This window comes from Actinomadura sp. DC4 (genome assembly GCF_030406325.1).
Taxonomy (GTDB): Bacteria; Actinomycetota; Actinomycetes; order Streptosporangiales; family Streptosporangiaceae; genus Actinoallomurus.
In genome coordinates this window covers 177,035-198,393 of record NZ_JAUEQY010000002.1, presented here as the reverse complement: position 1 = coordinate 198,393, position 21,359 = coordinate 177,035, and the positions used below count along the sequence as shown (strand labels likewise).

Sequence of the window (21,359 nt, the reverse complement as noted above, 5' to 3'; positions counted from 1 at the left end):
CGTTGTCGTCGCCGGCCGCGGGACCCGTACCGGGCCCGCCACCCCCCCGCCCCTACTTCGAGGAGCCACTGATGGCCACTGACCTCGACGATGACGCCAAGAGACTCGCCGAGCTCGGCTATTCGCAAGAGCTGGAACGGTCCTGGAGCGGCTTCTCCAACTTCGCCATCTCCTTTTCCATCATCTCCATCCTGGCCGGCTGCTTCACGACGTTCGGGCAGGCCTGGAACAACGGCGGGCCGGTCGCCATCAGCTGGGGCTGGCCGTTCATCTCCGCGTTCATCCTGATCATCGGTTTCTGCATGTCCGAGCTGGTCTCGGCCTACCCGACCGCCGGCGGCATCTACTGGTGGGCGGCGACCATGGGCCGGCCGGTGCACGGCTGGTTCACCGGGTGGCTCAACCTGATCGGCCTGGTCGCGGTGACCGCGTCGGTCGACTACGGTGCCGCGACCTTCCTCAACGTGCTGCTCGGCATGCTGCACAAGGGCTGGGACGGCGGCCTGAGCTTCGTCTTCCTGCTGTTCCTGATCATCATCGCGCTGCACGCACTGATCAACATCTTCGGCCACCACCTCGTGGCGATCCTGCAGAACGTCTCGGTGTGGTGGCACGTGTTCGGCGTCGCGCTGATCGTGCTGATCCTGGTCTTCGGCCCGGACTCGCACCAGAGCCTGTCGTTCGTCTTCGGCCACCGGATCAACAACTCGGGCTTCTCCAACGGCTCGTACTGGTTCTACGTGCTGCCGCTCGGGTTCCTGCTGACCCAGTACACGATCACCGGGTTCGACGCGTGCGCGCACGTCTCGGAGGAGACCCGGGGCGCGGCGATGAGCGCGGCCAAGGGCCTGTGGCGCTCCATCGCCTACTCCGCGATCGGCGGCTGGATCCTGCTGCTGTCGTTCCTGTTCGCCGCCACCGACGTCAAGGGCATCAACGCCGGCGCCGGCGCGGTCACGACCATCTTCACCACCGCCCTGAGCCCGGCCCTCGCCAAGATCGTGATCGCCGTCTCGGTGATCGGCCAGTTCTACTGCGGCATGAGCTGCGTGACGAGCATGTCCCGCATGACGTACGCCTTCTCCCGCGACCGCGGCATCCCCGGCTCGCGGCTGTGGTCGAAGGTCGACCGCAACCGTACGCCGGTCAACGCGATCATCATGGGGACCATCGCGGCCGTCGTGCTCACCCTGCCCGCGCTCTACAAGAGCCCGACCGGCACGCCGGTGGCGTTCTACGCCGTCGTCTCGATCGCGGTGATCGGCCTGTACCTCGCCTTCCTCATCCCGATCTACCTGCGGCTGCGGATGGGTGACCGGTTCCGGCCGGGACCGTGGACGCTCGGTTCGAAGTACAAGGTGCTCGGCTGGATCGCGGTGATCGAGATCATCGTGATCTCGATCTACTTCATCATGCCGATCGCCCCGGCCGGTGTGCCCGGCAACAAGGCGTGGGACTGGACAGCGGTGAACTACGCGCCTCTCGCGCTCGGCGCGGTCCTGATCCTGGTCGGCGGCTGGTGGGCGATCTCGGCGCACACCTGGTTCACCGGCCCACGCCGTACGGTCGAAGGGGTGGCGGCCGAACCCGCCGCCGAACCCGGCGACCTGGACCCCGGCCCGGCCACGGCCTGACCCGCGGCGTCACCCATGGCGACCGGGCGAACGCACGTTCGCCCGGTCGCTACTCTGATCGGCATGGACGAAGGCGGCCCGCGTTGAGCGACAGGCGGGCCGATCTCACGGCCTCGGCGGTCTTCCGCCCCGTACGCGAGGGCAACGCCTTCGAGGAGACGGTCGAGCGGCTGCTGCAGGCGATCAAGCTCGGCGTGGTCGGCCTCGGCGAGCGGCTGCCGCCCGAACGCGAGCTCGCCCCCCGCCTGGGGATCAGCCGGGTGACGCTGCGCGAGGCGATCCGCGCCCTCCAGCACGAGGGGTACGTCGAGTCGCGGCGCGGCCGGTTCGGCGGGACGTTCGTCACGTACCAGCCGCCCGAACCCCGCCGCGGCGACCTCGAACGCGTCGCCGCCGGCATGGGCGACCAGCTCAGCGACGCCCTGGTGTTCCGCATGGCGGTCGAGACCGGCGCGGCGCAGGCGCTGGCCTCCCGGGCGCTCACCGACGAGGAGACCGAGCGGCTGACGCACTGCCTGCGCGAGGCCGACGTGGCCGAGCCCGTGGAGTACCGGCGGCTCGACACGCGCTTCCACCTGACCATCGGCGAGCTGACCGGCTCGCCGCTGCTGGCCGCGGCGTGCGCCGACGCGCGGATGCGCCTCAACGACCTGCTGGGCGCCATCCCCGTGCTCCAGCGCAACATCGAGCACTCCGAGGCGCAGCACGCCGCGATCGTGGACGCCGTCCTCGCGGGAGACCCGGACGGCGCGCGGCGCGCGGTGGCCGAGCACCTCGAAGGCACCGAGGCGCTGCTGCGCGGCTTCCTGACATGAGTTTGGTTTTACGGCATACGCTTATGCGACTGGGGATCCCGGGGCCGTCCGCTGCCCCGGTGCGCCTCCGGCACGACCGATCTGGAGCGTGAACGAATGAGCTTGCTGTTCGTGGTGGGCATCGTCGTCTTCTTCTTCGGGCTGCTCGCCTCGATCGCCCTGCACGAGCTGGGCCACATGTCGTTCGCGAAGCTGTTCGGCGTCCGCGTGCCGCAGTACATGGTCGGCTTCGGCCCGACGATGTGGTCGCGCAACAAGGGCGAGACCGAGTACGGCGTCAAGTGGATCCCGCTCGGCGGCTACATCCGGATGATCGGCATGCTGCCGCCGCGCCGCGACGACGCTCCCGGCAAGCTGCGCGGCTCGTCGACCGGCCCGTTCCAGTCCCTGATCGAGTCCGCCCGCGGCGCCGCCCTCGAGGAGGTCGGCCCCGGCGACGAGGACCGCGTCTTCTACCGCAAGAAGTGGTGGCAGAAGGTCATCATCATGTTCGCCGGGCCGTTCATGAACCTCGTGCTGGCGTTCCTGTTCATCAGCATCGTGGTGATGGGCATCGGCGTGGCGACCTACAAGCCGACCATCGGCGCGGTGTCCAAGTGCGCGATCCCGGCCGCCCAGGCCGGCCGCGACTGCACCGCGAGCGACCCGATGACCCCGGCCGTCAGGGCCGGGCTGAAGCCGGGCGACCGGATCGTGTCCTACGAGGGCCAGAAGATCAAGTCGTACGAGAAGCTCCAGGAGCTGATCCGTGCCTCCGGCGGCCGTACGGTCGCGATGGTCGTGCACCGCGGCGACCAGGACCTCACGCTGAGCGTCCCGGTCACCACGAACCAGATGCAGTCACTCACCGACCCGGACAAGACGGAGAAGGTCGGCTTCCTGGGCATCACCCCGACCAGCGGGCGCGAGCGCCAGGGGCCGGGCACCGTGGTCAGCGCGATGTCGGACCTGACGACCCGTACGGTCGGCTCGCTGCTCAACATGCCGAAGAAGATGGTCGGCGTCTGGAACGCCGCCTTCAGCGACAGGAAACGCGACCCCAACGGCCCGATCGGCGTGGTCGGCGCGAGCCGCATCGGCGGCGAGATCGCGGCGTCCCATGAGCCCGGTCTGGACAAGCTCGCGTTCTTTCTGATGATGCTGGGTACGGTCAACTTCGCGATCGGGATGTTCAACCTGGTACCACTGCTGCCACTCGACGGCGGTCACATCGCGGGCGCACTGTGGGAGGGCCTGAAGCGCCTGCTCGCCAAGGTGGCCCGCCGGCCCGACCCGGGTCACGTGGACGTCGCGAAGGCGCTTCCGCTGACCTACGCGATGGCGGCCGTGATCATCACGATGGGTGCGTTGCTGATCTACGCCGACCTGGTGAACCCAGTGCGGCTTAATGGCTGATCCGGAGTTTTAAGCATCACTGACCTGGTATTTCCCCCAGTGTCAATCGCCGCAGACGGCCGGTATGGGTCATGATGAGGGCGTACGAACTCGGGGGCGAACGTGGGGGAGTTCTTCGCGCAACGGATTATTGACACCGGCCGATTGCCACTGTTCTGCTTCTTTGTCGCGTTCATCGTCACCTTCGTGGCGGTGCGCATCAACGTACGGCTGATCAGGGCGAAGGTCCGCTGGTGGTTCAAGAACGTCCAGGTCGGTGACCTGCACATTCACCACGTGGTGTTCGGCGTCGTGCTGATGCTCGTCGGTGGCGTGTCCGCGCTGTCCATCCCGGACTCCTTCACGATCTGGTACGCGGTCGCGGCGAGCGTCTTCGGCGTGGGCGCGGCTCTGGTCTTGGACGAGTTCGCGCTGATCCTGCACCTGCGGGACGTGTACTGGATGGAGGAGGGCCGCGCGTCGATCGACGCGGTCTTCATCGCCCTGGCGGTGACGGGCCTGATCCTGTGCGGCGTGCGGCCGATCGGCTTCAGCGACGTCCACGACCTGGGACCGGACCGTACGGTCCCGGTCGGGGTGTTCCTGCTGGTGCTGGCCAACCTGCTGCTCAACCTGGCCCTGGCGATCGTGACGTTGTTCAAGGGCAAGATCTGGACGGGCCTGCTGGGGCTGTTCCTGCCCCTCATCCTGATCGTCAGCGCCTTCCGCCTGGCCAGGCCGGGCTCCCCATGGGCCCGGTGGAGGTACGGCGCGGAGACGCGCAAACTGCGGCGGGCACTACGCCGCGAGGACCGCCTGCGAAGGCCGCTGATCCGGGTGAAGATCTGGGTCCAGGAGTTCATCGCCGGCCGCCACGACCTGATCGCCCAGGACCGCTGGCGCCACCGCCGCTGACCGGGCCGTCCGTCAGAACGTCGCCGTGGCGCGGACGCTTTCGATCGTGTCGGCCTCCGAGGCGGGCTTGTCCGGGCGGTGGCGCAGGACGCGGGCGAAGCGGAGGGCCAGGCCGCCCGGATAGCGAGGGCTGCGCTGTACGCCGTCGAAGGCGATCTCCACCACCAGCTCGGGCCGGACATGGACCGTGTGGTCGTCGCGCCGGTCCTCCAGCGCCAGGAGCCGTTCGGTCTGCCAGTCGAGCATCTCGTCGGTCAGGCCCTTGAACGTCTTGCCCAGCATCACGAAACCGCCCGTCTCCGGGTCGCGGGCGCCCAGGTGCAGGTTGGACAGCTTGCCCTGCCGCCGACCGTGGCCCCACTCGACCGCGAGAACCACCAGGTCGAGCGTGTGCCGGGGCTTCACCTTGATCCAGCCCGCGCCGCGCCGGCCCGCGGTGTACGGCGTGTCCAGGGACTTCACGAGCACGCCCTCGTGGCCGTGGGCCAGCGCGTCCCGGAAGAACGCGGTCGCGTCCTCCACCGAGCCGGTGACGAGCCGGGGCATGCGCAGGTCCTCGGGGACCCGCTCGGCCAGTGCGGTGCTGCGTTCGGAGCCCGGCCGGTCGATCAGGTCGGCGCCGTCGAGGTGCAGCACGTCGAACAGGAACACCGACAGCGGCACCTCCTGTCCGGCGCCCTGGCGTGCCACCCGCGCCGACGTCACCTGGAACGGGTGCGGCCGCCCGTCCCCGCGCAGCGCGATGAGCTCGCCGTCGAAGACCGCGGAGCGTACGGGCAGGGCCCCGAGCGCGGCCACCGCCTCCGGCAGGCGTGCCGTGATGTCGTCCAGCGTGCGGGTGAACAGCCGGACCTCTCCGTCGCGTACGTGCGCCTGCACGCGGATGCCGTCGAGCTTCCACTCGACCGCCGCCGGGGTGACCTTCTCCATCGCGGCCTCGACGGACGGGGCGCTGGCGGCGAGCATCGGCTTGACCGGGCGGCCCACCTCCAGGCCGAAGCCGCGCAGGCCCTCGCTGCCGGTCGTGAGCGCCGCGGCGGCCACCGCGCCCAGCGAGCCGCGGAACATCACCGCGCGGCGTACCTCCGCCGCCGGCACCGTCGCCGCGGCGGCGATGGCGTCGGCCATGACGCCGTCGAGCGCGCCCTGGCGTAGCTCGCCGGAGAGCAGCCGGAGGAGAAAGTCGTGTTCGCCGGGGGTCGCGCGGGCGAACAGGTCGTCCAGAAGGGCTTTCCGCGCGGCCACGGAACCCTTACCCGAAACCCGGCCGATCGCGGTGAAAGCGGCGTCGATCTCGGCCAGCGACAGGGTGGCGTCCGGCGCCGGAGAAGGGCGCTCGCGCAGGGCCGCCCAGCCCACGCCGATCTGGCGTTGTGGCAGCTCACCCGACAGGTAGGCGACCGCGATCGCCACCTCCTCCGGGGCGGCGCGGCGGAGGCGATCGGCGAGCAGGTCGCGCTTGGCGAGCCGCGCCGACGTCGCCGCCACCGCGCGCGAGGTCGCGGCGATCTCTGTGAGCAGCACATTCGAATTGTCGCTCCTGGGACCGACAATCGACGGGACCCCCTGCCCAGGGCGTGCCGGAGCCCGCCTCCGACGCCCCCGGACGAACCAAGGAGCGGCATGCCTCCCCGTCACAGACAGGCGGCAGCAACCGAGAGGGAGTCTGGATTCGCGGCCCCGCCCCCGGTTACCTTCGTAGGCGGCGAGCCTCACGGCTCGGCCCGGGAGAGGGGGAACGACGGAGTGGGTCTGCCGCGGCTACCGGAGCCCTTCCACCGGGTGTACTCCCCTCCGGAGGCACCGAAGGTCAAGGCGCGCCGGTCGGGCGTCGCCGGCGTGGTCTTCGCCGTGTGCGCGGCGGTCGCCCTGGTGGCCGTCGGGATCTTCGCCTTCGGGCGTGGCGGCGCGCGGCCCAGGTCGGCCTCCACCGCCGCCCACCCGCCGCTCCAGCCGCGTACGACGGCGCCGCAGGAGAGCGCCCAGCCGCTGACGTTCGCCACGATCCCGAACGCCTGCGCCGTGCTGCCCGCGTCGGCCGTACGCCGGTTCGTGCCGACCGACAGCCCCCACGTCGACAAGATGGGCGCCGAGACGGCCAGCGTCTGCAAGTACTCCCTGTCCGAGGGTCGCCGCTACCGCGCCGTACAGGTCGACGCCCGTGCCTTCCTGCCCAAGTACATGCACGGCCAGGCCACGGGCATGACGGTCTGGTCGTACGAGGCGCAGTGGAAGCAGGCCGTCAAGGACCTCACGCCCGACACCCACTCGCTGCGGCGCATCGGCGGGCTGGGCGACGCGGCGTTCGAGCGCTACTGGATCGACCGGGACGTGCACGTCGCGGTGGGCGAGGCGACCGTGCGCTATCGCAACGTGGTCCTGCGGATGCAGTACACCGAGGAGCAGCCCTCGGCGAGCGGCCGCGCGGCCAGCGAGCGGCGCTGCCTGTCCTCGGCGATCGCCGCCGCACGTGCGGGCCTGCCCGCCTTCCACTAGCCGGAAGGCACCGGGGCGTACGGGCGAACGTCAATTAAGGTGCGAATCATGCGCGATGTAGTGGTGTGCTCCCCGGTCCGTACGCCCGTCGGCCGATTCGGCGGTGTCTTCCGCGACGTCAGCGCCGCCGAACTCGCCGCGACGGTGATCCGCGCCCTGGTCGAACGTACGGGCGTCGAACCGTCAGAGGTGAGCGACGTCATCCTCGGGCAGTGCTACCCGAGCGGGGAGGCGCCCGCCATCGGCCGCGTCGCCGCGCTCGACGCGGGGCTGCCGGTCGAGGTCGGCGGCGCCCAGATCGACCGGCGCTGCGGTTCGGGGCTGCAGGCGGTGATCAACGCGGTCATGCAGGTGGCGACCGGCGCGAGCGACGCGGTGATCGCGGGCGGCGCCGAGAGCATGAGCGGCGTGGAGTTCTACGCCGACGACCTGCGCTGGGGCCGCCCCGGAGCGGAGATCAAGTTCGTCGACCGGCTGGCGCGCGCACGGGTGACCGCCGGCGGCCGCGACTACCCGGTACCCGGCGGGATGCTGGAGACGGCGGAGAACGTACGGGCGCAGTACGGCATCGGCAGGGACGAACAGGACGAACTCGCCCTCCGCTCCCACCGGCTCGCGGTCGCGGCGCAGGAGGAGGGCCGGTTCGCCGACGAGATCGTGCCGGTCGAGGTGAGCGACCGCAAGGGCACGCAGGTCATCGACCGCGACGAGCACCCGCGCGCCGACACGAGCCTCGAACGCCTCGCGGGCCTGCGGCCGGTGATGCGCGTCGGCGGCGCGACCGTCACGGCGGGCAACTCCAGCGGCCAGAACGACGGCGCCGCCGCCTGCCTCGTCACGACACGCGAGAGGGCGGACGCGCTCGGCCTCACCCCGCAGGCACGCCTGGTGTCCTGGGCCGTCGCCGGGGTGCCGCCGCACCTGATGGGCCTCGGCCCCGTGCCGGCCACGGCCGAGGCACTGCGCCGCGCCGGGCTCAGCCTGGACGACATCGACCTCATCGAGCTGAACGAGGCGTTCGCCGCCCAGGTCCTCGGCGTCCTGCGCGAGTGGAAGCTGCCCGATCTCGACCAGCTCAACGTCAACGGCTCGGGCATCTCGCTCGGCCACCCGGTCGGCGCGACCGGCACCCGCATCCTCGCCACGCTGCTGCACGAGCTGCGCCGGCGCGAGGCGCGGTACGGCCTGGAGACGATGTGCATCGGCGGCGGCCAGGGTCTGGCGGCCGTCTTCGAACGCGTGGCCTGAGATCGGAATACCGGCGCGCGCCGAAGCGATGTCGTGAGGGTCCTGTTTCTTCGACCCTCCCTGATGCCTCATGACGCTTCAGCCCGTGTCCGCCATCACCGAACCGCTCAAGGTCGTACGCCGGAAGGCCCAGTCGAAGGCGGCGCTCGTCGCCCGGCTGACCACGACGGCCACCGCGTCGTACCTCATCGCCCTGCTCGTCCCGGGCACCACCGCCCGCCCGACGCTGGCGCCGCTGACCGCGCTGCTGGTGCTGCAGTTCAGCCTGTACCGGACGCTGCGCAGCGCCGTACAGCGCGTCGGGAGCGTGGCCGGTGGCGTGCTGGTCGCGGTCGTGCTGGCCTGGGCCCTCGGCTTCACGTGGTGGAGCCTGGGCCTGGCCGTCGGGGCCGCGCTCGTCCTCGGCCACCTGCTGCGCCTGGGTGAGCATGTGCTCGAGGCGCCGATCAGCGCGATGCTGATCCTGTCCCTGCCGACCGGCATGAACGCCGCCGACCGGGTGCTGGAGACCCTGATCGGCGCCGCCGCGGGCCTGGCCGCCGGCCTGGTGTTCTCGCCCCTGCGCGTCCAGCCCGCGGAGGAGGCGATCGAGGAGCTGGGCCGCGATCTGGGCGGCCTCCTGGACACGATGGCCGAGGGCCTGCGCCGTACGCCGACCCACGAGGAGACGGTCGACTGGCTCAGCCGGGCCAGGACGCTGGGCAAGGAACTGGGCCGGGTGGACCGCGCCCTGAGCGACGCGGAGGACAGCATCCGCCTGAACCCGCGGGCGACGGGCCTTCCGCACGCGTCTGTGGCGCTTCGTACGGGCCTGGAGGCGTTGGAGCACGTGTGGATGACGCTCCGGGGTCTGGCGCGCTCTGTGGCGGACAGCACGCGCGGGCCGGAGGACCCGGCGTTCGGCCGGGCGGCCCAGGACGAGCTGGCGCGGACGCTGGAGGACCTCGCCGCGAGCCTGAGAATGTACGGACGCATGCTGGGCGCGGAGGTGGGCGGCGACACGGGACCGGCCGAGAGCGAGCTCCGCAAGAGCCTGACCTGCGCCGAAGCCCACCGCGACCGTGTCGCGGAGACGCTGCTGAACCTGCCGGCGGACGAGCCCCCGGGCTGGCCGCTCCGGGGCGAACTCCTGGTCCACCTGGACCGCCTGCTGGACCAGCTGCGCGTCGAGCACCGGGCGACGGCCCGCGAGACCTGGCCGAGCCGCCGCCCATCCCGCCGCCGAGCGGGCCCGCCCCGGCCGAGCCGAATCCGCCCTCGCCACCCGGCCCGCCGGGAGCCTCCCCACGGCCGGCGTGCTCGCGAGCGTGCCCGGTCCCGGGGTCGCGGTACGAGGTAGGGCCGTCGCGCCGCGGAGTTTCGGGGGACCGGCGCGTGTGCCGCGCTCGGATGCGGGGTCGGCATATCGGGCGCTCGGGAATGGACCTTGGCCGCGATCCCCTCCGGTTCCAGAGCCGGCAGTCGCTGGTCGGTCTGGTCACCTCGGCCACCGCGATCATGTACGCCTTCGCGCCGGTCTCGCTCCGCGCCCTGCGGCTGCGCGACCCCGACCGCCCGCGGCCGTACCGCCTGCCCGCCCCCCAGATGCGGACCGGCCACGCGGGCAGGTGACAAAACCCCCCGAGACCCCAAGCGAGAGAGCCGGAGACACGCGGCCGGAATGCCGGCCGAGGCTACCGCCGCGAGAACACCGGGCAAGGCGCCGCGCGGCCCACCCGAGCACGCCGCTTCGTGCGGCGATCGACCTCTACGAGCGGCGATTTCCCCAACGCCAGCAGTCGAGCGTTTAAAAGGCGGAAAGCGACACCTGCCCATTATCAACCGCGCCGCCACCGACGCCCCCGAACGCGCTCCCAAACACGAGACAAGCAATTGTCGCAAAATGTCGTCCCCCGTCGCAATGGCGACCGGCCGAAAGCGGCTCCCACGCCCTCGTCTCCCCGTCTACCAGGCCACAACCACCCGCAACGTAACGACCCTCTGACGTCGGAACAAAAGGGGCAACAAACGCGAACCCCCGTCTCGCGCCGGACGAAATCGGCGGTTTTCCTAAGGCGCATGATCTGCACCGTAATCATTAGCTCAAGAGGATAGTGATCTTGGTCGTACTGCCCGCATTGCGGGAATGAGGGGGCTGGTGGCGATGCCGGCAGCCGGGAGGAGTCCGGGCTGCCGCTGACATCAAGGGGGGACCCATGAGGGTCAAGACTCTGACCCTGACAACCGCTTCAGCGGCCGCACTGACCATCGGCTTGGCCTCACCTGCGTTCGCCCTGGCGACAACGGCCGGCGAGATCGGGGCAGTGCACTACCAGACGGTATACGGGGCGCACCACCAGGGTGTGCTCTACAACGGGATGCACCAGGTGGCGCTCCCCAAGGGTGACGATGACGACGACGATGAGGGCGACGACGATGACGGTGGCGACGCCGAGATCGGCGGCAGTCACCGTTCGCACCACTCCGGCCGGGGCGGCCTCTGTGGTATCGGCGGTCACATCGGCGGCTTGGCCCACGGCTGTGGCGAGGAGGCCGGCGACGACGACGATGACGACGACGGCGACGGCCAGGGCGGCGGCGACTCCGCCTCCGAGCGCACGAGTGCCTGCTGTGGGCACGAGCACGTGACGGTGTCGCGTCCGCCTGCGCCTGCGCCTGCGCCGCGTCGTTACTACGTTCCGACGGGTGCGGTGCGGAGCGGCTTCGGCGGCACTCAGGGGATGAACGCTCCTCTGGGTCTGGCCGGTCTGTCGTTGCTGGTCGGCGGTGCGGGTCTTCTCCCGCTGGCCCGCCGGCGTCTCCAGGCCAGTGCCCGTTCCTGATTCACCGGCACGACCGCGTGGCGGCCGTCTCCTCACCGGGACGGCCGCCGCCCTGATCGCGGCGGGCTCGGCGGTCCTGGGGTTCGACGCTTGTCAGAACTCCGGGCCGCCGCGGCCTGCGCCGGAAGCGGCCCGGCCGCGGGCCGCGAACCGGCCGCCGGGGCTCGCGCTGAAGGCGTCCACGCCCGTACGTGTCGACATCCCGAAGATCGGGGTGCACTCGAAGCTGATGGCGCTCGGGGTCGAGCACGACGGCACCCTCTCCGTACCTCCGCTGGCCGAGGCGCAACAGGCCGGCTGGTACGACAAGGGGCCCACACCCGGCGAGCGCGGGCCGGCCGTGATCGTCGGGCACGTCGACACGAAGAAGGGCGCCGCCGTCTTCTTCAGCCTCGCCAAGCTGCGCCCCGGGGACGGGGTCGACGTCACCCGCAAGGACGGCAAGGTCGCCGTCTTCACGGTCGACTCCGTCGAGCACGTCCCGAAGGCGCACTTCCCATCGCAACGGGTCTACGGCCCGGTCGGCTTCGCCGGGTTGCGCCTGATCACCTGTGGCGGCGACTTCGTGGGCCACCACTACACCGGCAACACCATCGTGTTCGGCCACCTCACCGGCCACCGGAACCGCTGAACCAGACCCCGTCCGGACTTGTCACCGAGGCGGGGATGGCTAACGTAAGTGATGGCGGTCACAGCGAGTCGGGAGGGCTACATGCGCATCACAGAGATCCTTCGCCGCAAGGGCGAGGACGTCGCGACCATCAAGCCGGAGGCCGAGGTGCGGGCGCTGCTCGCGCTCCTGGCCGAGCACAACATCGGCGCGGTCGTCGTCTCCACGGACGGGACGACGATCGAGGGCATCGCGTCCGAGCGCGACGTCGTACGGCGCCTGCACGACCGTGGTGCGGGCCTGCTCGACGAGCCCGTCTCGTCGATCATGACGGCGACCGTACGGACGTGCGCGCCGAGCGACAACGTCGAGGACCTGCGCGCCACGATGACCGAGCACCGCATCCGGCACGTGCCCGTCGTGCGCGACGGCGCCCTCGTCGGCATCGTCAGCATCGGCGACGTCGTCAAGTCCGCGATCGCCGAACTCGAGACCGAGCGCGAACAGCTGGTCGACTACATCAACCGTTGACCTGCACCATGGAGGGTGTGAGCACTCAACCGCTGACTCTCTACTCCATGGACGGCGTACGGATCGACGCCGGCCACTCACCGGGCGACCGCGCGCTGTGCGTCGTCCTCGTCCACGGCTTCACCGGCAGCCGGCAGCAGCCGGCCACGTTGCGGATCGGCGCCGAGCTGAACGAGGTCGGCGGCGTGATCGCCATCGACCTTCGCGGGCACGGCCGGTCTGGAGGCCTGTCCACGGTCGGCGACCGCGAGGTGATGGACGTCGACGCCGCCGTACGCCACGCGCGCCATCTCGGGTACGAACGCGTGGCCCTCGTCGGCTTCTCGATGGGCGGCATGATCGTCATCCGCCACGCGGCCCTGATCGGCGGCGTCGACGCGGTGGTCTCGGTCAGCGCGCCCGCCCGCTGGTACTACCGCGACACCAAGCCGATGCGCCGTGCGCACTGGGCGGTCGAGCGCCGGGCCGGCCGTCTCGCCGTACGCCTCGCGCGCAAGACGCGCGTCACCTCGCGAGGATGGCCACGGGAGCCCGAGCCGCCCTACCTCGTCACCGGGCGCATCGCGCCGGTGCCGCTCCTGGTCGTCCACGGCGATCTCGACCCGTTCCTGCCGACCGACCACGCCGAGCAGCTGTACGACGGCGCGGGTGAGCCGCGTGAGCTGTGGATCGAGCCGGGGTTCGGCCACGCGGAGGGTGCCGCGCCACCGGAACTGATCCGGCGGATCGCCGCGTGGGCCGCCGCGCACACCCGCGAGGACGCGTCGCGCAGCGGTTGACCAGGGCGGTGACAAAGAGCAGTTCCCGGAGTCAGTGAGAGCGCCGCCCGCGCTTGCCCGCATCGGCTAGCGTACGAACGGATGGCGGCGCGGGGTCGCGCGGTACGCGTCCGCTCATCGTTGGGAGGCGGCGGTGAAGAGGCTGCTGGTGGTGGCCCTGGTCTTAGTCGCCGGATGCGGCGGCGCCCGGGAGCGGACCCCGGCGCACCCCACCGCGGTGCAGACCTCCGCGACGGCGATGCCGGCGCTCCTGCGGGTGACCGGACGGCCGAGCGGCTCGCTGGTCGCCGTGGTCCGGCGCAACGGCACCACGACGATCAGCAGCAGGCTCAGTGGCACGCGGGTCACGATCGGGGGCAGGTCCGGTCGCTTCACCCGCCACGGCCATCTGGTGGCCGTGGCGAAGACCTACCGCGACGGCGTACGGCTCAAGACCGCGCGCGGCCGCACGCTGTGGCGCGTCAAGATCTTTCGTAACCGGGTGCAGGTCCGCCGGGGTGAGGCGAACGTACGGTATGAGTTCCGGCCGTACGGCGACGACCGGATCATCGTCCGGCAGGGGCTCGCCGTGGTCGGCAGCGTCCGCGCCCTCGAAGACGGCGCCGAGGTGGTCGACGCGCGAGGTGTCAGGCTGGGCCGGTCCTCCTCGCCGCCGGGCAACGACATGGCCGTGCTCCTGTGCCGCGAGATGCCCCCGGACCTGCGCGCCGTCCTGACCGCCGCCATGCTCCGCCGCCGCTGACCGATAATGGGGACGACGTCCCGTACGGCGGAACGAGGGGGCTCGGAAATGGAACACCACGACATCGAGCGGGCGATCGGCGCCGCGCGGCTGCTGCCCGTCCTGCGGACGCCGGACGCGGCCGGCGCCGTGCGCGCGGCGCGGACCCTCCTCGACGCCGGGCTCGGCGTCGTCGAGCTCACTGCGACCACACCGGGCTGGTCGGACGCCCTGCGCGACGTGCGCCGCGCGCACCCCGGCGCGGTGCTCGGCGCCGGCACCGTGACGACGGCCGGCGACGCGCGCCTGGCGCTGGAGTCCGGGGCCGACTTCCTCGTCAGCCCGTACCCCTCTGAGGACGTGCGCTTCTTCGCCGAGACCACGGACACGGTGTTCCTCGAAGGAGGTCTCACCCCGGCCGAGATCGCCGGCGCGTCCGAGCGCGGCATCGCCAAGCTGTTCCCCGCCCACGTCGGCGGCCCGGCCTACCTGCGCTCGGTGCTCGCCGTGCTGCCGGGCGCGCGCATCGTCCCGACCGGCGGGATCGGCCTGGCCGAGGTCCGCGACTACCTCGCCGCCGGGGCGTACGCGGTGGGCGTCGGGTCGGGCCTGGTGAAGGCGCCCGACCCGGCGAAGGCCGTACGCGAAGCGATCGAGGGGCCGGACCTGTGATGGACCCGGAGGTCGTCATCATCGGCGAGCCGCTGGTGGAGTTCTCCGCGGCCGAGCCGCTGACCAGCGCGAACACGTTCCAGCTGTCGTTCTCCGGCGACGCGCTCAACGCCGCCGTCGCCGCCGCGGCCACCGGCGTGCGCGTGGCCCTGGTCACGCGCACGGGAGAGGACGAGTTCGGCGAGCGCCTGATCGCCTTCGCCGCCGGACGTGGCGTCGACACCCGCTGGATGCGGCGTGGCCCGGGACACACGGGCGCGTACGCGGTGGGCGCGGACCCGGCCGGCGACCGCGCGTTCGCGTACATGCGCGCGGGCAGCGCGGCCTCGCGGCTGTCCCCGGCCGACGTGGCGGACGCCCCGGTCGCGGCGGCGGGCGCGGTCCTGCTGAGCGGGATCACCGCCGCGCTGTCGGACTCCTGCGCCGCCGCCGTCGTGGCCGCCGCCGAGGCGGCCCGGGGCGCGGTCGTCTACGACCCCAACTTCCGGGCCCGTCTCACGACCGCCCCGGCCGCGCGGGAGACGCTGGCGAAGGTGGCCCCGCACGCCGCGCTCGTCACGCCCTCGTGCCCGGCCGACACCGGCGCGTTGCTCGGCACCGACGACCCGGAGCGCGCCGCGGTGGCCTGCCTGGAGCTCGGCGCGGCCGCCGCCGCCGTGACCCGCGGCCCGGACGGCGTCCACGTCGCCACGCGTACGGGCCGGCGGCAGGTCCCGCCGTTCCCGGCCTCGGCCGTGGTCGACGCGACGGGGGCGGGTGACGCCTTCGCGGGCGTCCTCACCGCCCGCCTGGCGCGGGGCGTGCCGCTGACCGAGGCCGTACGGGCCGGCTGCGCCGCGGCGTCGGTGTCCCTGAGCGGCCAGGGCGGCACCGGCCGCGTGGCCACGGCGGAGGAGATCGACGGACTGCTGGGGGCGTGACGGTCAGGCCGGCGCGCCGAGGGCGGCGGACACGTCGCGGGCGGCGCTGACGACCTCCGCGCCGAGCGTCTCGTCGTCCGAGGCGACCTCGAAGGCCAGACCGGAGACGGAGATGCCGCCCATCACGGCGCCGGTGTGGTCGAAGACGGGCGCGCCGACACAGCGGATGCCGTCCTCGTTCTCCTCGTCGTCGACGGAGTAGCCGCGCCGGCGTACGTCGGCGAGGTGGCTCAGCAGCACGCCGGGCTCGGTGATCGTCCGCTCGGTGAGCCGGTCGAGGCCGGTACGCGAGGTGATCGCGGCGACCTCCGTGTCGCGCAGCTGGGCGAGGACGGCCTTCCCGATCGCGGTCGAGTGCAGGCTCATGCTCATGCCGACCCGCGAGGCCATCTGGTACGGCCCGAGCCCTTCGAGTTTGCGCACGTAGACGGCCTCGTCGCCGCTGCGGATGGCGAAGTGCACGGTGAAGCCGGTCCGGTCGCGCAGGCTCTGCAGCGCCGCGTCCGCGTGCTGGGCGGGGTCGAACCGGCTCATCACCTTGCCGGCGAGGGTGAGGATGCGCGGCCCGGGAACGTACCCGCCGCTGCCGTCGGTACGGGCGAACCCCCACCCGACGAGCGACTGCAGGATGCGGTGCACCGTCGACTTCGGCAGCCCCGTGCCGGCGGCGATGTCGGTCACCCGGTGGTGCTCGGCCAGCGCCTCGAGCACCGTGAGTGCCTTGTCGATGGAGCCCCCGCCGGTCCACGTCACCACAGGGAGAGCCTATCCTCAGCCGATCACCCGCGACCGCCCAGGTCAGCGGCGGCGTGGGGGCAGGGGGAGGAAGCCGCTCGTCCGCGCGGCGTACTCCTCATAGCCCGGCCGGGTGCTCTTCATGCCCTCCTCCAGCAGCGGCTTGCCCGTCCCCTTCACCAGGAAGAACGTCATGAGCACCGGGGACAGTACGGTCAGCGCGCCGGTCCAGTGGTCGCAGGCGATGAGGAACAGGCCCCACCACACGCACGCGTCGCCGAAGTAGTTCGGGTGGCGGGTGTACCGCCACAGCCCGCGGTCCATCACCTGCCCGCGGCCGGCCGGGTCGGCGCGGAAGCGGGCGAGCTGGAGGTCACCGACCGACTCGAAGACGAACCCGACCAGCCACACCGCGGTCCCGATCCACGCCATGACCCCGAGCGGCCCCCGCGACAGCTGGGCGACCTGCACCGGCAGCGACACGAACCAGAGCACCGGCCCCTGCGTCAGGTAGATCTTGCGCAGCGCGTACGCGTCGCGGCTCCCCGGCGCGTCCGCCAGCAACCGCTCGTAGCGCGGGTCCTCGCCTCCGCCGCGCGACCGCCAGGCGATGTGCGCCGCCAGCCGTACGCCCCAGACCACGGTCAGCGCGGCGACCAGCAGGCGGCGTCCCGGAGAACCCCCGCCCACCGCCGCGCCCACCACGGACACGACGGCGAAGCCGAGCCCCCACGCCACGTCCACCACACTGTGCCGGCCCACCACGCGCGCGACCGCGAACGTCACCGCCAGCACCGCCACCACGGCCACGAGTGTCCAGATGAAGATCATCATGCCTCCGAGGGCCGGGTCGCGAGGATCTGGTCGACGCCCATGCGGTCCTGCTCGAAGGCGAGCGCGCCGCCCGCGAGGTACAGCCGCCACACCCGGGCGCCCTCCTCGCCGATCAGCGCCACCGCCTCGTCCCAGCGGGACTCCAGGTTCCGCGACCACGCCTCGGCGGTCCGTACGTAGTCCTCGCGCAGACCGTGCAGGTCGCGGACCTCGAGTCCGGCGCCCTGCAGCAGCCCGACGGTCTCCTCGACCGGCCGCATGTGCATGTCGGGCGCGATGTAGGTCTCGATGAACGGGCCGCCGCCCGGCGCCGACCCGCTCCGCCGCGACATCTGCTGGATCAGCACCGGCCCGCCCGGCCGTACGAGCGAGTGCAGCCGCGCGGCGAACACCGGGTAGTTCGCGGCGCCGACGTGCTCGCCCATCTCGATCGAGGCGATCGCGTCGTAGGGCCCGTCGCCGGTCTCCCGATAGTCCTCGACCCGGATCTCCACCGGCAGCCCCTTCACCCGGGAGCGCGCGTACGCGGCCTGCTCCTCCGACAGCGTGATCCCCGTGACGCGCACCCCGTACTCGGCGGCGGCGTGCACCGCCAGCGAACCCCAGCCGCAGCCGACGTCGAGCAGCCGCATGCCCGGCCGGAGCCCGAGCTTGCGGCAGACCAGGCCGAGCTTGGCGCGCTGGGCCTTGGCCAGGTCGTCATCGTCGAAGTACGCGCAGGAGTAGGCCATCGACTCGTCGAGCAGCAGTTCGTAGAAGGCCGCGGGCACGTCGTAGTGGTGCGCGATCGCGGCACGGTCGCGCCGCAGGGTGTGCTCGCGGCCGGACAGCCGGGCCTCCGAGCGCGGCGCACGCGGCGGCGGCCCCAGCACGCCGAGCCGTACGGCGAGCCAGGCCGCCCGCGCCCACGGAACGCCCGCGGGCCGGGACGCCCACACCGCCCGCAGGCCCTCGGCGAGGTCGCCGTCCACGTCGAGGTCGCCGGTCACGTACGCGCGGGCGAACCCGAGCTCGCCGGGCCGCCACAGGACGCGCCGCAGCGCACGGCGCGAGCGCAGGACCAGCACCGGGCCGCCGGAGGGCCCGGTCTCGCTGCCGTCCCACGCGCGGATCCGCACCGGCGGCTCGCCGTCGAACAGCCGGTGGAGCAGGGGTTCCATCGTGGCCGCGACCGTCATGCGGATCTCTCCAAGAGCAGTTGCCGGACGTTCAGGTAGCCGGAGCGGAACCCGGCCTCGGAGTAGGCCAGGTAGAAGCGCCACATGCGGCGGAAGACCCCGTCGAAGCCGAGCGCCTCGACGTCGGCTCGCTCGAACCGCTCCCGCCACATCCGGAGCGTCCGCGCGTAGTCCGGGCCGAACGCGAACCGGCCGGTGACCCGGAGCGCCGTCGCCGACTCGATCGCCTCGACCGAGGGAAGCAGGCCGCCGGGGAAGATGTACTTCTGCACCCAGGTGTAGGTGGTGCGGGTGGCGAGCATCCGGTCGTGCGGCATCGTGATCGCCTGCAGGGCGATCCGGCCGCCGGGGGCGAGCGCGCGGTCGAGGCTCTCGAAGAAGACCGGCCAGTACCGCTCGCCGACCGCCTCGATCATCTCGACGCTGACGATCGCGTCGTAGACGCCCTCCACCTCGCGGTAGTCGCGCAGGTCGACGTCGACGCTGCCGGCGTACCCGGCCTCGGCGACCCGGTCGAGGGCGAGCTTGCGCTGCTCCTCGGAGATGGTGATCGAGGTGACCCGGGCGCCGCGCGCGGCGGCCCGGATGGCGAGCTCGCCCCACCCGGTGCCGATCTCCAGCACCCGGCTGCCCGGCCTCACCCCGGCCAGGTCGAGCAGCCGGTCGATCTTGCGCCGCTGCGCGTCCGCGAGGGTGTCGTCGTGCTCGAACAGCGCGCTGGAGTACGTCATCGTCTCGTCCAGGAACGCCGCGAACAGCGCGTTGGACAGGTCGTAGTGCCGGTGGATGTTCTCCCGCGCCGCCGAGATCGAGCCGTCGTCGGGCGAGCGCCGCGCGTACCAGCGGCGCACCCACTGCAGCCGCGGCGGCACCAGCGTGCTCACCCGTGAGGCGAACTCCGTGAGTAGCCCGGCCAGGTCGGGGGCGTCCCAGTCGCCGGCCATGTACGCCTCGCCGAGGCCGATCAGCCCGTACGCGCCGACGCGGTGGAAGAACGCGTCGGGCCGGTGCAGGACGATGCGGGGTCCGGTGCCCGGCCGTACGCCATCGGGGAGTTCGACCTCCAGCGACAGGCGGGAGGCGGCGCGGGCGAAGAGCCGCCGCGCCACGGCCGCACGCACGGCCGACCGCGGCACCCGCTCGATGTCGGGCCAGTTCATCCAGGGTGCTCCTTTCGGGGAAGTCCACGCAGGTAGAGGCCGATGCCCTGGCGGCGGATGCGCACGGGTACGGCGAGGGTCGCCAGCGCACGCCGCACGGCACGCCCGCGCGTGCGCTCGCCGCGTACGGTGGCCACGAACGGGCGGTCGCCGGGGCGGTGCAGCGTGACCGAGACCGCCAGCCGCTCGCCGGGCTCGGGCAGGCTCATCCGGTACGTCCCGTCGACCGGGTAGAAGGGGGAGACGAAGAACTCCTTGTCGAGCCGGTCCTGCCCCGGCCGCAGCAGGTACCCATGGCGCTCGCCGTACGTGTTGTGAACCTCGGCGACGACGTGCGTGCCACCGGGCGCCTCGCACCAGTAGAGGCTGAGCGGGTTGAAGACGTGGCCGAGCACACGCGGCTGGGCGAGCATCCGGATCCGCCCGACCGCCTCGACGCCGCGCTCGCGCAGGAAGTCCGTGACGCCCTGGCGGAGCGTGCCCCCGCCGAAGTGGTCACGGGCCAGGAAGCCGCGTGGCGGCCGGTCGACGTCGACCAGCCACAGGTAGACCGGATAGGTGAAGGCGTTGCGCAGCGGGGCCGTACGGACGTGTGTGACGCGGCAGGCGTACAGGGCCGTCACCACGTGCCGCCCAGCGCGCGGGCCGCCTCGACGCCGGAGCGGCAGCCGTCCTCGTGGAAGCCCCAGCCGTGGTACGCGCCGGCGAAGGCGATCCGCCGGTCGTTCAGGGCCGGCAGCCGCTCCTGCGCGGCCACGGCCTCGGGCGTGTAGACCGGGTGCTCGTAGACCATCCGGGCGAGCACGTGCTCCTCGGGCACCGTGCCGCCGAGGGTGACCACGTACGGCCGCGGCGCGCCGAGCCGCTGCAGGCGGTTCATGTCGTAGCTGACCCGCACCCGGTCGGCGGTGGCCGCGCAGGAGGGCATCGTGTAGTTCCACGCGGCGTGCGCGCGCTCGGGCAGCGCCGAGCCGTCGGTGTGCAGCACGGCCTCGTTGCGGGAGTACCGGAAGGCGCCCAGCGTCTCCCGCTCGGCCCGCGTCGGCTCGGCGAGCAGCCGTAGCGCCTGGCCGGGATGGGCGGCGACGACGGCGGCGTCGAACTCCGCGGCGCCGAGCGGCGTATGCAGCGCGACGCCGTCCGGGGTGCGGCGCAGGTCGCGCACCGGCGCGCCGGTGCGGACCGAGGTCAGGCCCTTGGCGATCCGGTCGACGTACGCGCGGCTGCCGCCGGCGACCGTACGCCAGGGCGGGGCCCCGGTCACCGAGAGCATGCCGTGGTTGTCCAGGAACGCGAACAGGTACCGGGCCGGATAGCGCATGGCGTCGGCGGCCGAGCACGACCAGACCGCGGCGACCAGCGGCGTGACGAAGTGCGCGACGAAGTAGGGGGAGTAGCCGGCGACGAACTCCCCGAGGGTCGGGTCGCCGGTCAGGGCGCGCGCGGCGCGGTGGAAGCGCGGGACGTCCGCGAGCATCCGCAGGTAGCGCAGACTTGGCCGGCGGGCGAGGAGCCCCGGTATCCCCCGCCCGCCGGCATATTCGAGGCCGCATCCGCGACAGCGGACCGACATGCTCATCTCGGTCTCCCGCGTCTCCACCCCGAGCTCGCGGAAGAGACGGGTGAGCAGGGGATAGGTCCGGTGGTTGTGCACGATGAACCCCGAGTCGACGGCCATGCCGCCGACGTCGTGGGTGTGCGCGTGCCCGCCGAGGCGCTCGTCGGCCTCGAACAGCGTCACCTCTGAGTTCCTGGCCAGCACGTACGCGGCGGTGAGCCCCGCCACGCCACTACCGATGACCGCGATCCGCATGTGCTCCCAATCGACGTGCCTCGCGGGTACTTCGGAGCGATCGTGGAAGCGGATTGGTACGAATTCTGCGATATGTCCCGGATCGGGATGATCTTTGTGTCT

General features: G+C 72.2%; 22 protein-coding genes. 15 read left to right on the top strand and 7 right to left on the bottom strand.

The annotated features are described in order from the left end of the window. Nucleotides 1-71: 71 nt before the first annotated feature. From QWU11_RS03475 to QWU11_RS03460, 4 genes are all read left to right on the top strand, one after another. Complete coding sequence (locus tag QWU11_RS03475) at nucleotides 72-1,634, top strand: amino acid permease (RefSeq protein ID WP_290103516.1); 1,563 nt, start codon at nucleotides 72-74, stop codon at nucleotides 1,632-1,634. Between the two features lie 83 nt (nucleotides 1,635-1,717). Then, on the top strand, nucleotides 1,718-2,449 hold the full coding sequence (locus tag QWU11_RS03470; protein ID WP_290103515.1) for an FCD domain-containing protein: 732 nt from the start codon (nucleotides 1,718-1,720) through the stop codon (nucleotides 2,447-2,449). 96 nt (nucleotides 2,450-2,545) lie between these two features. After that, nucleotides 2,546-3,844, top strand: coding sequence for a site-2 protease family protein (locus QWU11_RS03465; protein WP_290103514.1), 1,299 nt, complete (start codon nucleotides 2,546-2,548; stop codon nucleotides 3,842-3,844). A 186-nt stretch (nucleotides 3,845-4,030) separates the two neighbouring features. Continuing rightward, on the top strand, nucleotides 4,031-4,738 hold the full coding sequence (locus QWU11_RS03460) for a hypothetical protein (RefSeq protein WP_290103513.1): 708 nt from the start codon (nucleotides 4,031-4,033) through the stop codon (nucleotides 4,736-4,738). A 12-nt stretch (nucleotides 4,739-4,750) separates the two neighbouring features. Here QWU11_RS03460 and QWU11_RS03455 read toward each other — a convergent pair whose 3' ends face one another. Next, entirely contained in the window at nucleotides 4,751-6,262 is a 1,512-nt protein-coding gene (locus tag QWU11_RS03455; protein WP_290103512.1) for an ATP-dependent DNA ligase, read from the bottom strand. Nucleotides 6,263-6,484: 222 nt separating this feature from the next. On the opposite strand from QWU11_RS03455, the gene QWU11_RS03450 reads away from it, so the two are divergent. From QWU11_RS03450 to QWU11_RS03400, 11 genes are all read left to right on the top strand, one after another. Further along, the gene (locus QWU11_RS03450; protein ID WP_290103511.1) at nucleotides 6,485-7,234 is read left to right on the top strand and encodes a hypothetical protein; all 750 of its coding nucleotides are present in this window, start codon (nucleotides 6,485-6,487) and stop codon (nucleotides 7,232-7,234) included. Nucleotides 7,235-7,282: 48 nt separating this feature from the next. Then, complete coding sequence (locus QWU11_RS03445; RefSeq protein ID WP_290103510.1) at nucleotides 7,283-8,482, top strand: acetyl-CoA C-acetyltransferase; 1,200 nt, start codon at nucleotides 7,283-7,285, stop codon at nucleotides 8,480-8,482. Nucleotides 8,483-8,567: 85 nt separating this feature from the next. Then, nucleotides 8,568-9,821: an FUSC family protein gene (locus QWU11_RS03440; protein WP_290103509.1), complete on the top strand. Its 1,254-nt coding sequence runs from the start codon at nucleotides 8,568-8,570 to the stop codon at nucleotides 9,819-9,821. 80 nt (nucleotides 9,822-9,901) lie between these two features. Further along, nucleotides 9,902-10,093 carry a hypothetical protein gene (locus QWU11_RS03435; protein WP_290103508.1) on the top strand — a complete coding sequence of 64 codons (192 nt, stop codon included), beginning with the start codon at nucleotides 9,902-9,904 and terminating at the stop codon, nucleotides 10,091-10,093. A 584-nt stretch (nucleotides 10,094-10,677) separates the two neighbouring features. Further along, complete coding sequence (locus QWU11_RS03430) at nucleotides 10,678-11,304, top strand: hypothetical protein (RefSeq protein WP_290103507.1); 627 nt, start codon at nucleotides 10,678-10,680, stop codon at nucleotides 11,302-11,304. Next, the gene (locus tag QWU11_RS03425; RefSeq protein ID WP_290103506.1) at nucleotides 11,291-11,935 is read left to right on the top strand and encodes a class F sortase; all 645 of its coding nucleotides are present in this window, start codon (nucleotides 11,291-11,293) and stop codon (nucleotides 11,933-11,935) included. The genes QWU11_RS03430 and QWU11_RS03425 overlap by 14 nt, the downstream gene beginning before the upstream one ends. A gap of 81 nt (nucleotides 11,936-12,016) precedes the next feature. Beyond that, nucleotides 12,017-12,445: a CBS domain-containing protein gene (locus tag QWU11_RS03420; RefSeq protein ID WP_290103505.1), complete on the top strand. Its 429-nt coding sequence runs from the start codon at nucleotides 12,017-12,019 to the stop codon at nucleotides 12,443-12,445. Between the two features lie 8 nt (nucleotides 12,446-12,453). Then, entirely contained in the window at nucleotides 12,454-13,224 is a 771-nt protein-coding gene (locus QWU11_RS03415; protein WP_290103816.1) for an alpha/beta fold hydrolase, read from the top strand. 133 nt (nucleotides 13,225-13,357) lie between these two features. Continuing rightward, entirely contained in the window at nucleotides 13,358-13,966 is a 609-nt protein-coding gene (locus tag QWU11_RS03410) for a hypothetical protein (RefSeq protein ID WP_290103504.1), read from the top strand. A gap of 48 nt (nucleotides 13,967-14,014) precedes the next feature. Then, entirely contained in the window at nucleotides 14,015-14,617 is a 603-nt protein-coding gene (locus tag QWU11_RS03405) for a bifunctional 4-hydroxy-2-oxoglutarate aldolase/2-dehydro-3-deoxy-phosphogluconate aldolase (RefSeq protein ID WP_290103503.1), read from the top strand. Further along, the gene (locus tag QWU11_RS03400) at nucleotides 14,617-15,537 is read left to right on the top strand and encodes a sugar kinase (RefSeq protein ID WP_290103502.1); all 921 of its coding nucleotides are present in this window, start codon (nucleotides 14,617-14,619) and stop codon (nucleotides 15,535-15,537) included. The genes QWU11_RS03405 and QWU11_RS03400 overlap by 1 nt, the downstream gene beginning before the upstream one ends. 3 nt (nucleotides 15,538-15,540) lie before the next feature. On the opposite strand, the gene QWU11_RS03395 is transcribed toward QWU11_RS03400, so the two are convergent. The 6 genes from QWU11_RS03395 to QWU11_RS03370 are packed head-to-tail and all read right to left on the bottom strand — an operon-like array spanning nucleotide 15,541 to nucleotide 21,257. Beyond that, a complete protein-coding gene (locus QWU11_RS03395) occupies nucleotides 15,541-16,293 on the bottom strand; it encodes an IclR family transcriptional regulator (RefSeq protein WP_290103501.1) in 753 nt (250 codons plus the stop codon). 42 nt (nucleotides 16,294-16,335) lie between these two features. After that, nucleotides 16,336-17,106 (bottom strand): DUF1295 domain-containing protein, encoded by a 771-nt coding sequence (locus QWU11_RS03390; protein WP_290103500.1) that lies wholly within the window; start codon nucleotides 17,104-17,106, stop codon nucleotides 16,336-16,338. Beyond that, nucleotides 17,103-18,284: a cyclopropane-fatty-acyl-phospholipid synthase family protein gene (locus tag QWU11_RS03385; protein WP_290103499.1), complete on the bottom strand. Its 1,182-nt coding sequence runs from the start codon at nucleotides 18,282-18,284 to the stop codon at nucleotides 17,103-17,105. Before QWU11_RS03385 ends, QWU11_RS03390 begins: the two co-directional genes overlap by 4 nt. After that, on the bottom strand, nucleotides 18,281-19,444 hold the full coding sequence (locus tag QWU11_RS03380) for a cyclopropane-fatty-acyl-phospholipid synthase family protein (protein WP_290103498.1): 1,164 nt from the start codon (nucleotides 19,442-19,444) through the stop codon (nucleotides 18,281-18,283). The genes QWU11_RS03385 and QWU11_RS03380 overlap by 4 nt, the downstream gene beginning before the upstream one ends. Beyond that, on the bottom strand, nucleotides 19,441-20,067 hold the full coding sequence (locus QWU11_RS03375; protein ID WP_290103497.1) for a DUF1365 domain-containing protein: 627 nt from the start codon (nucleotides 20,065-20,067) through the stop codon (nucleotides 19,441-19,443). The genes QWU11_RS03380 and QWU11_RS03375 overlap by 4 nt, the downstream gene beginning before the upstream one ends. Next, nucleotides 20,064-21,257, bottom strand: a complete 1,194-nt coding sequence (locus QWU11_RS03370; RefSeq protein WP_290103496.1) for an FAD-dependent oxidoreductase — start codon at nucleotides 21,255-21,257, stop codon at nucleotides 20,064-20,066. Before QWU11_RS03370 ends, QWU11_RS03375 begins: the two co-directional genes overlap by 4 nt. Nucleotides 21,258-21,359: the final 102 nt, after the last annotated feature.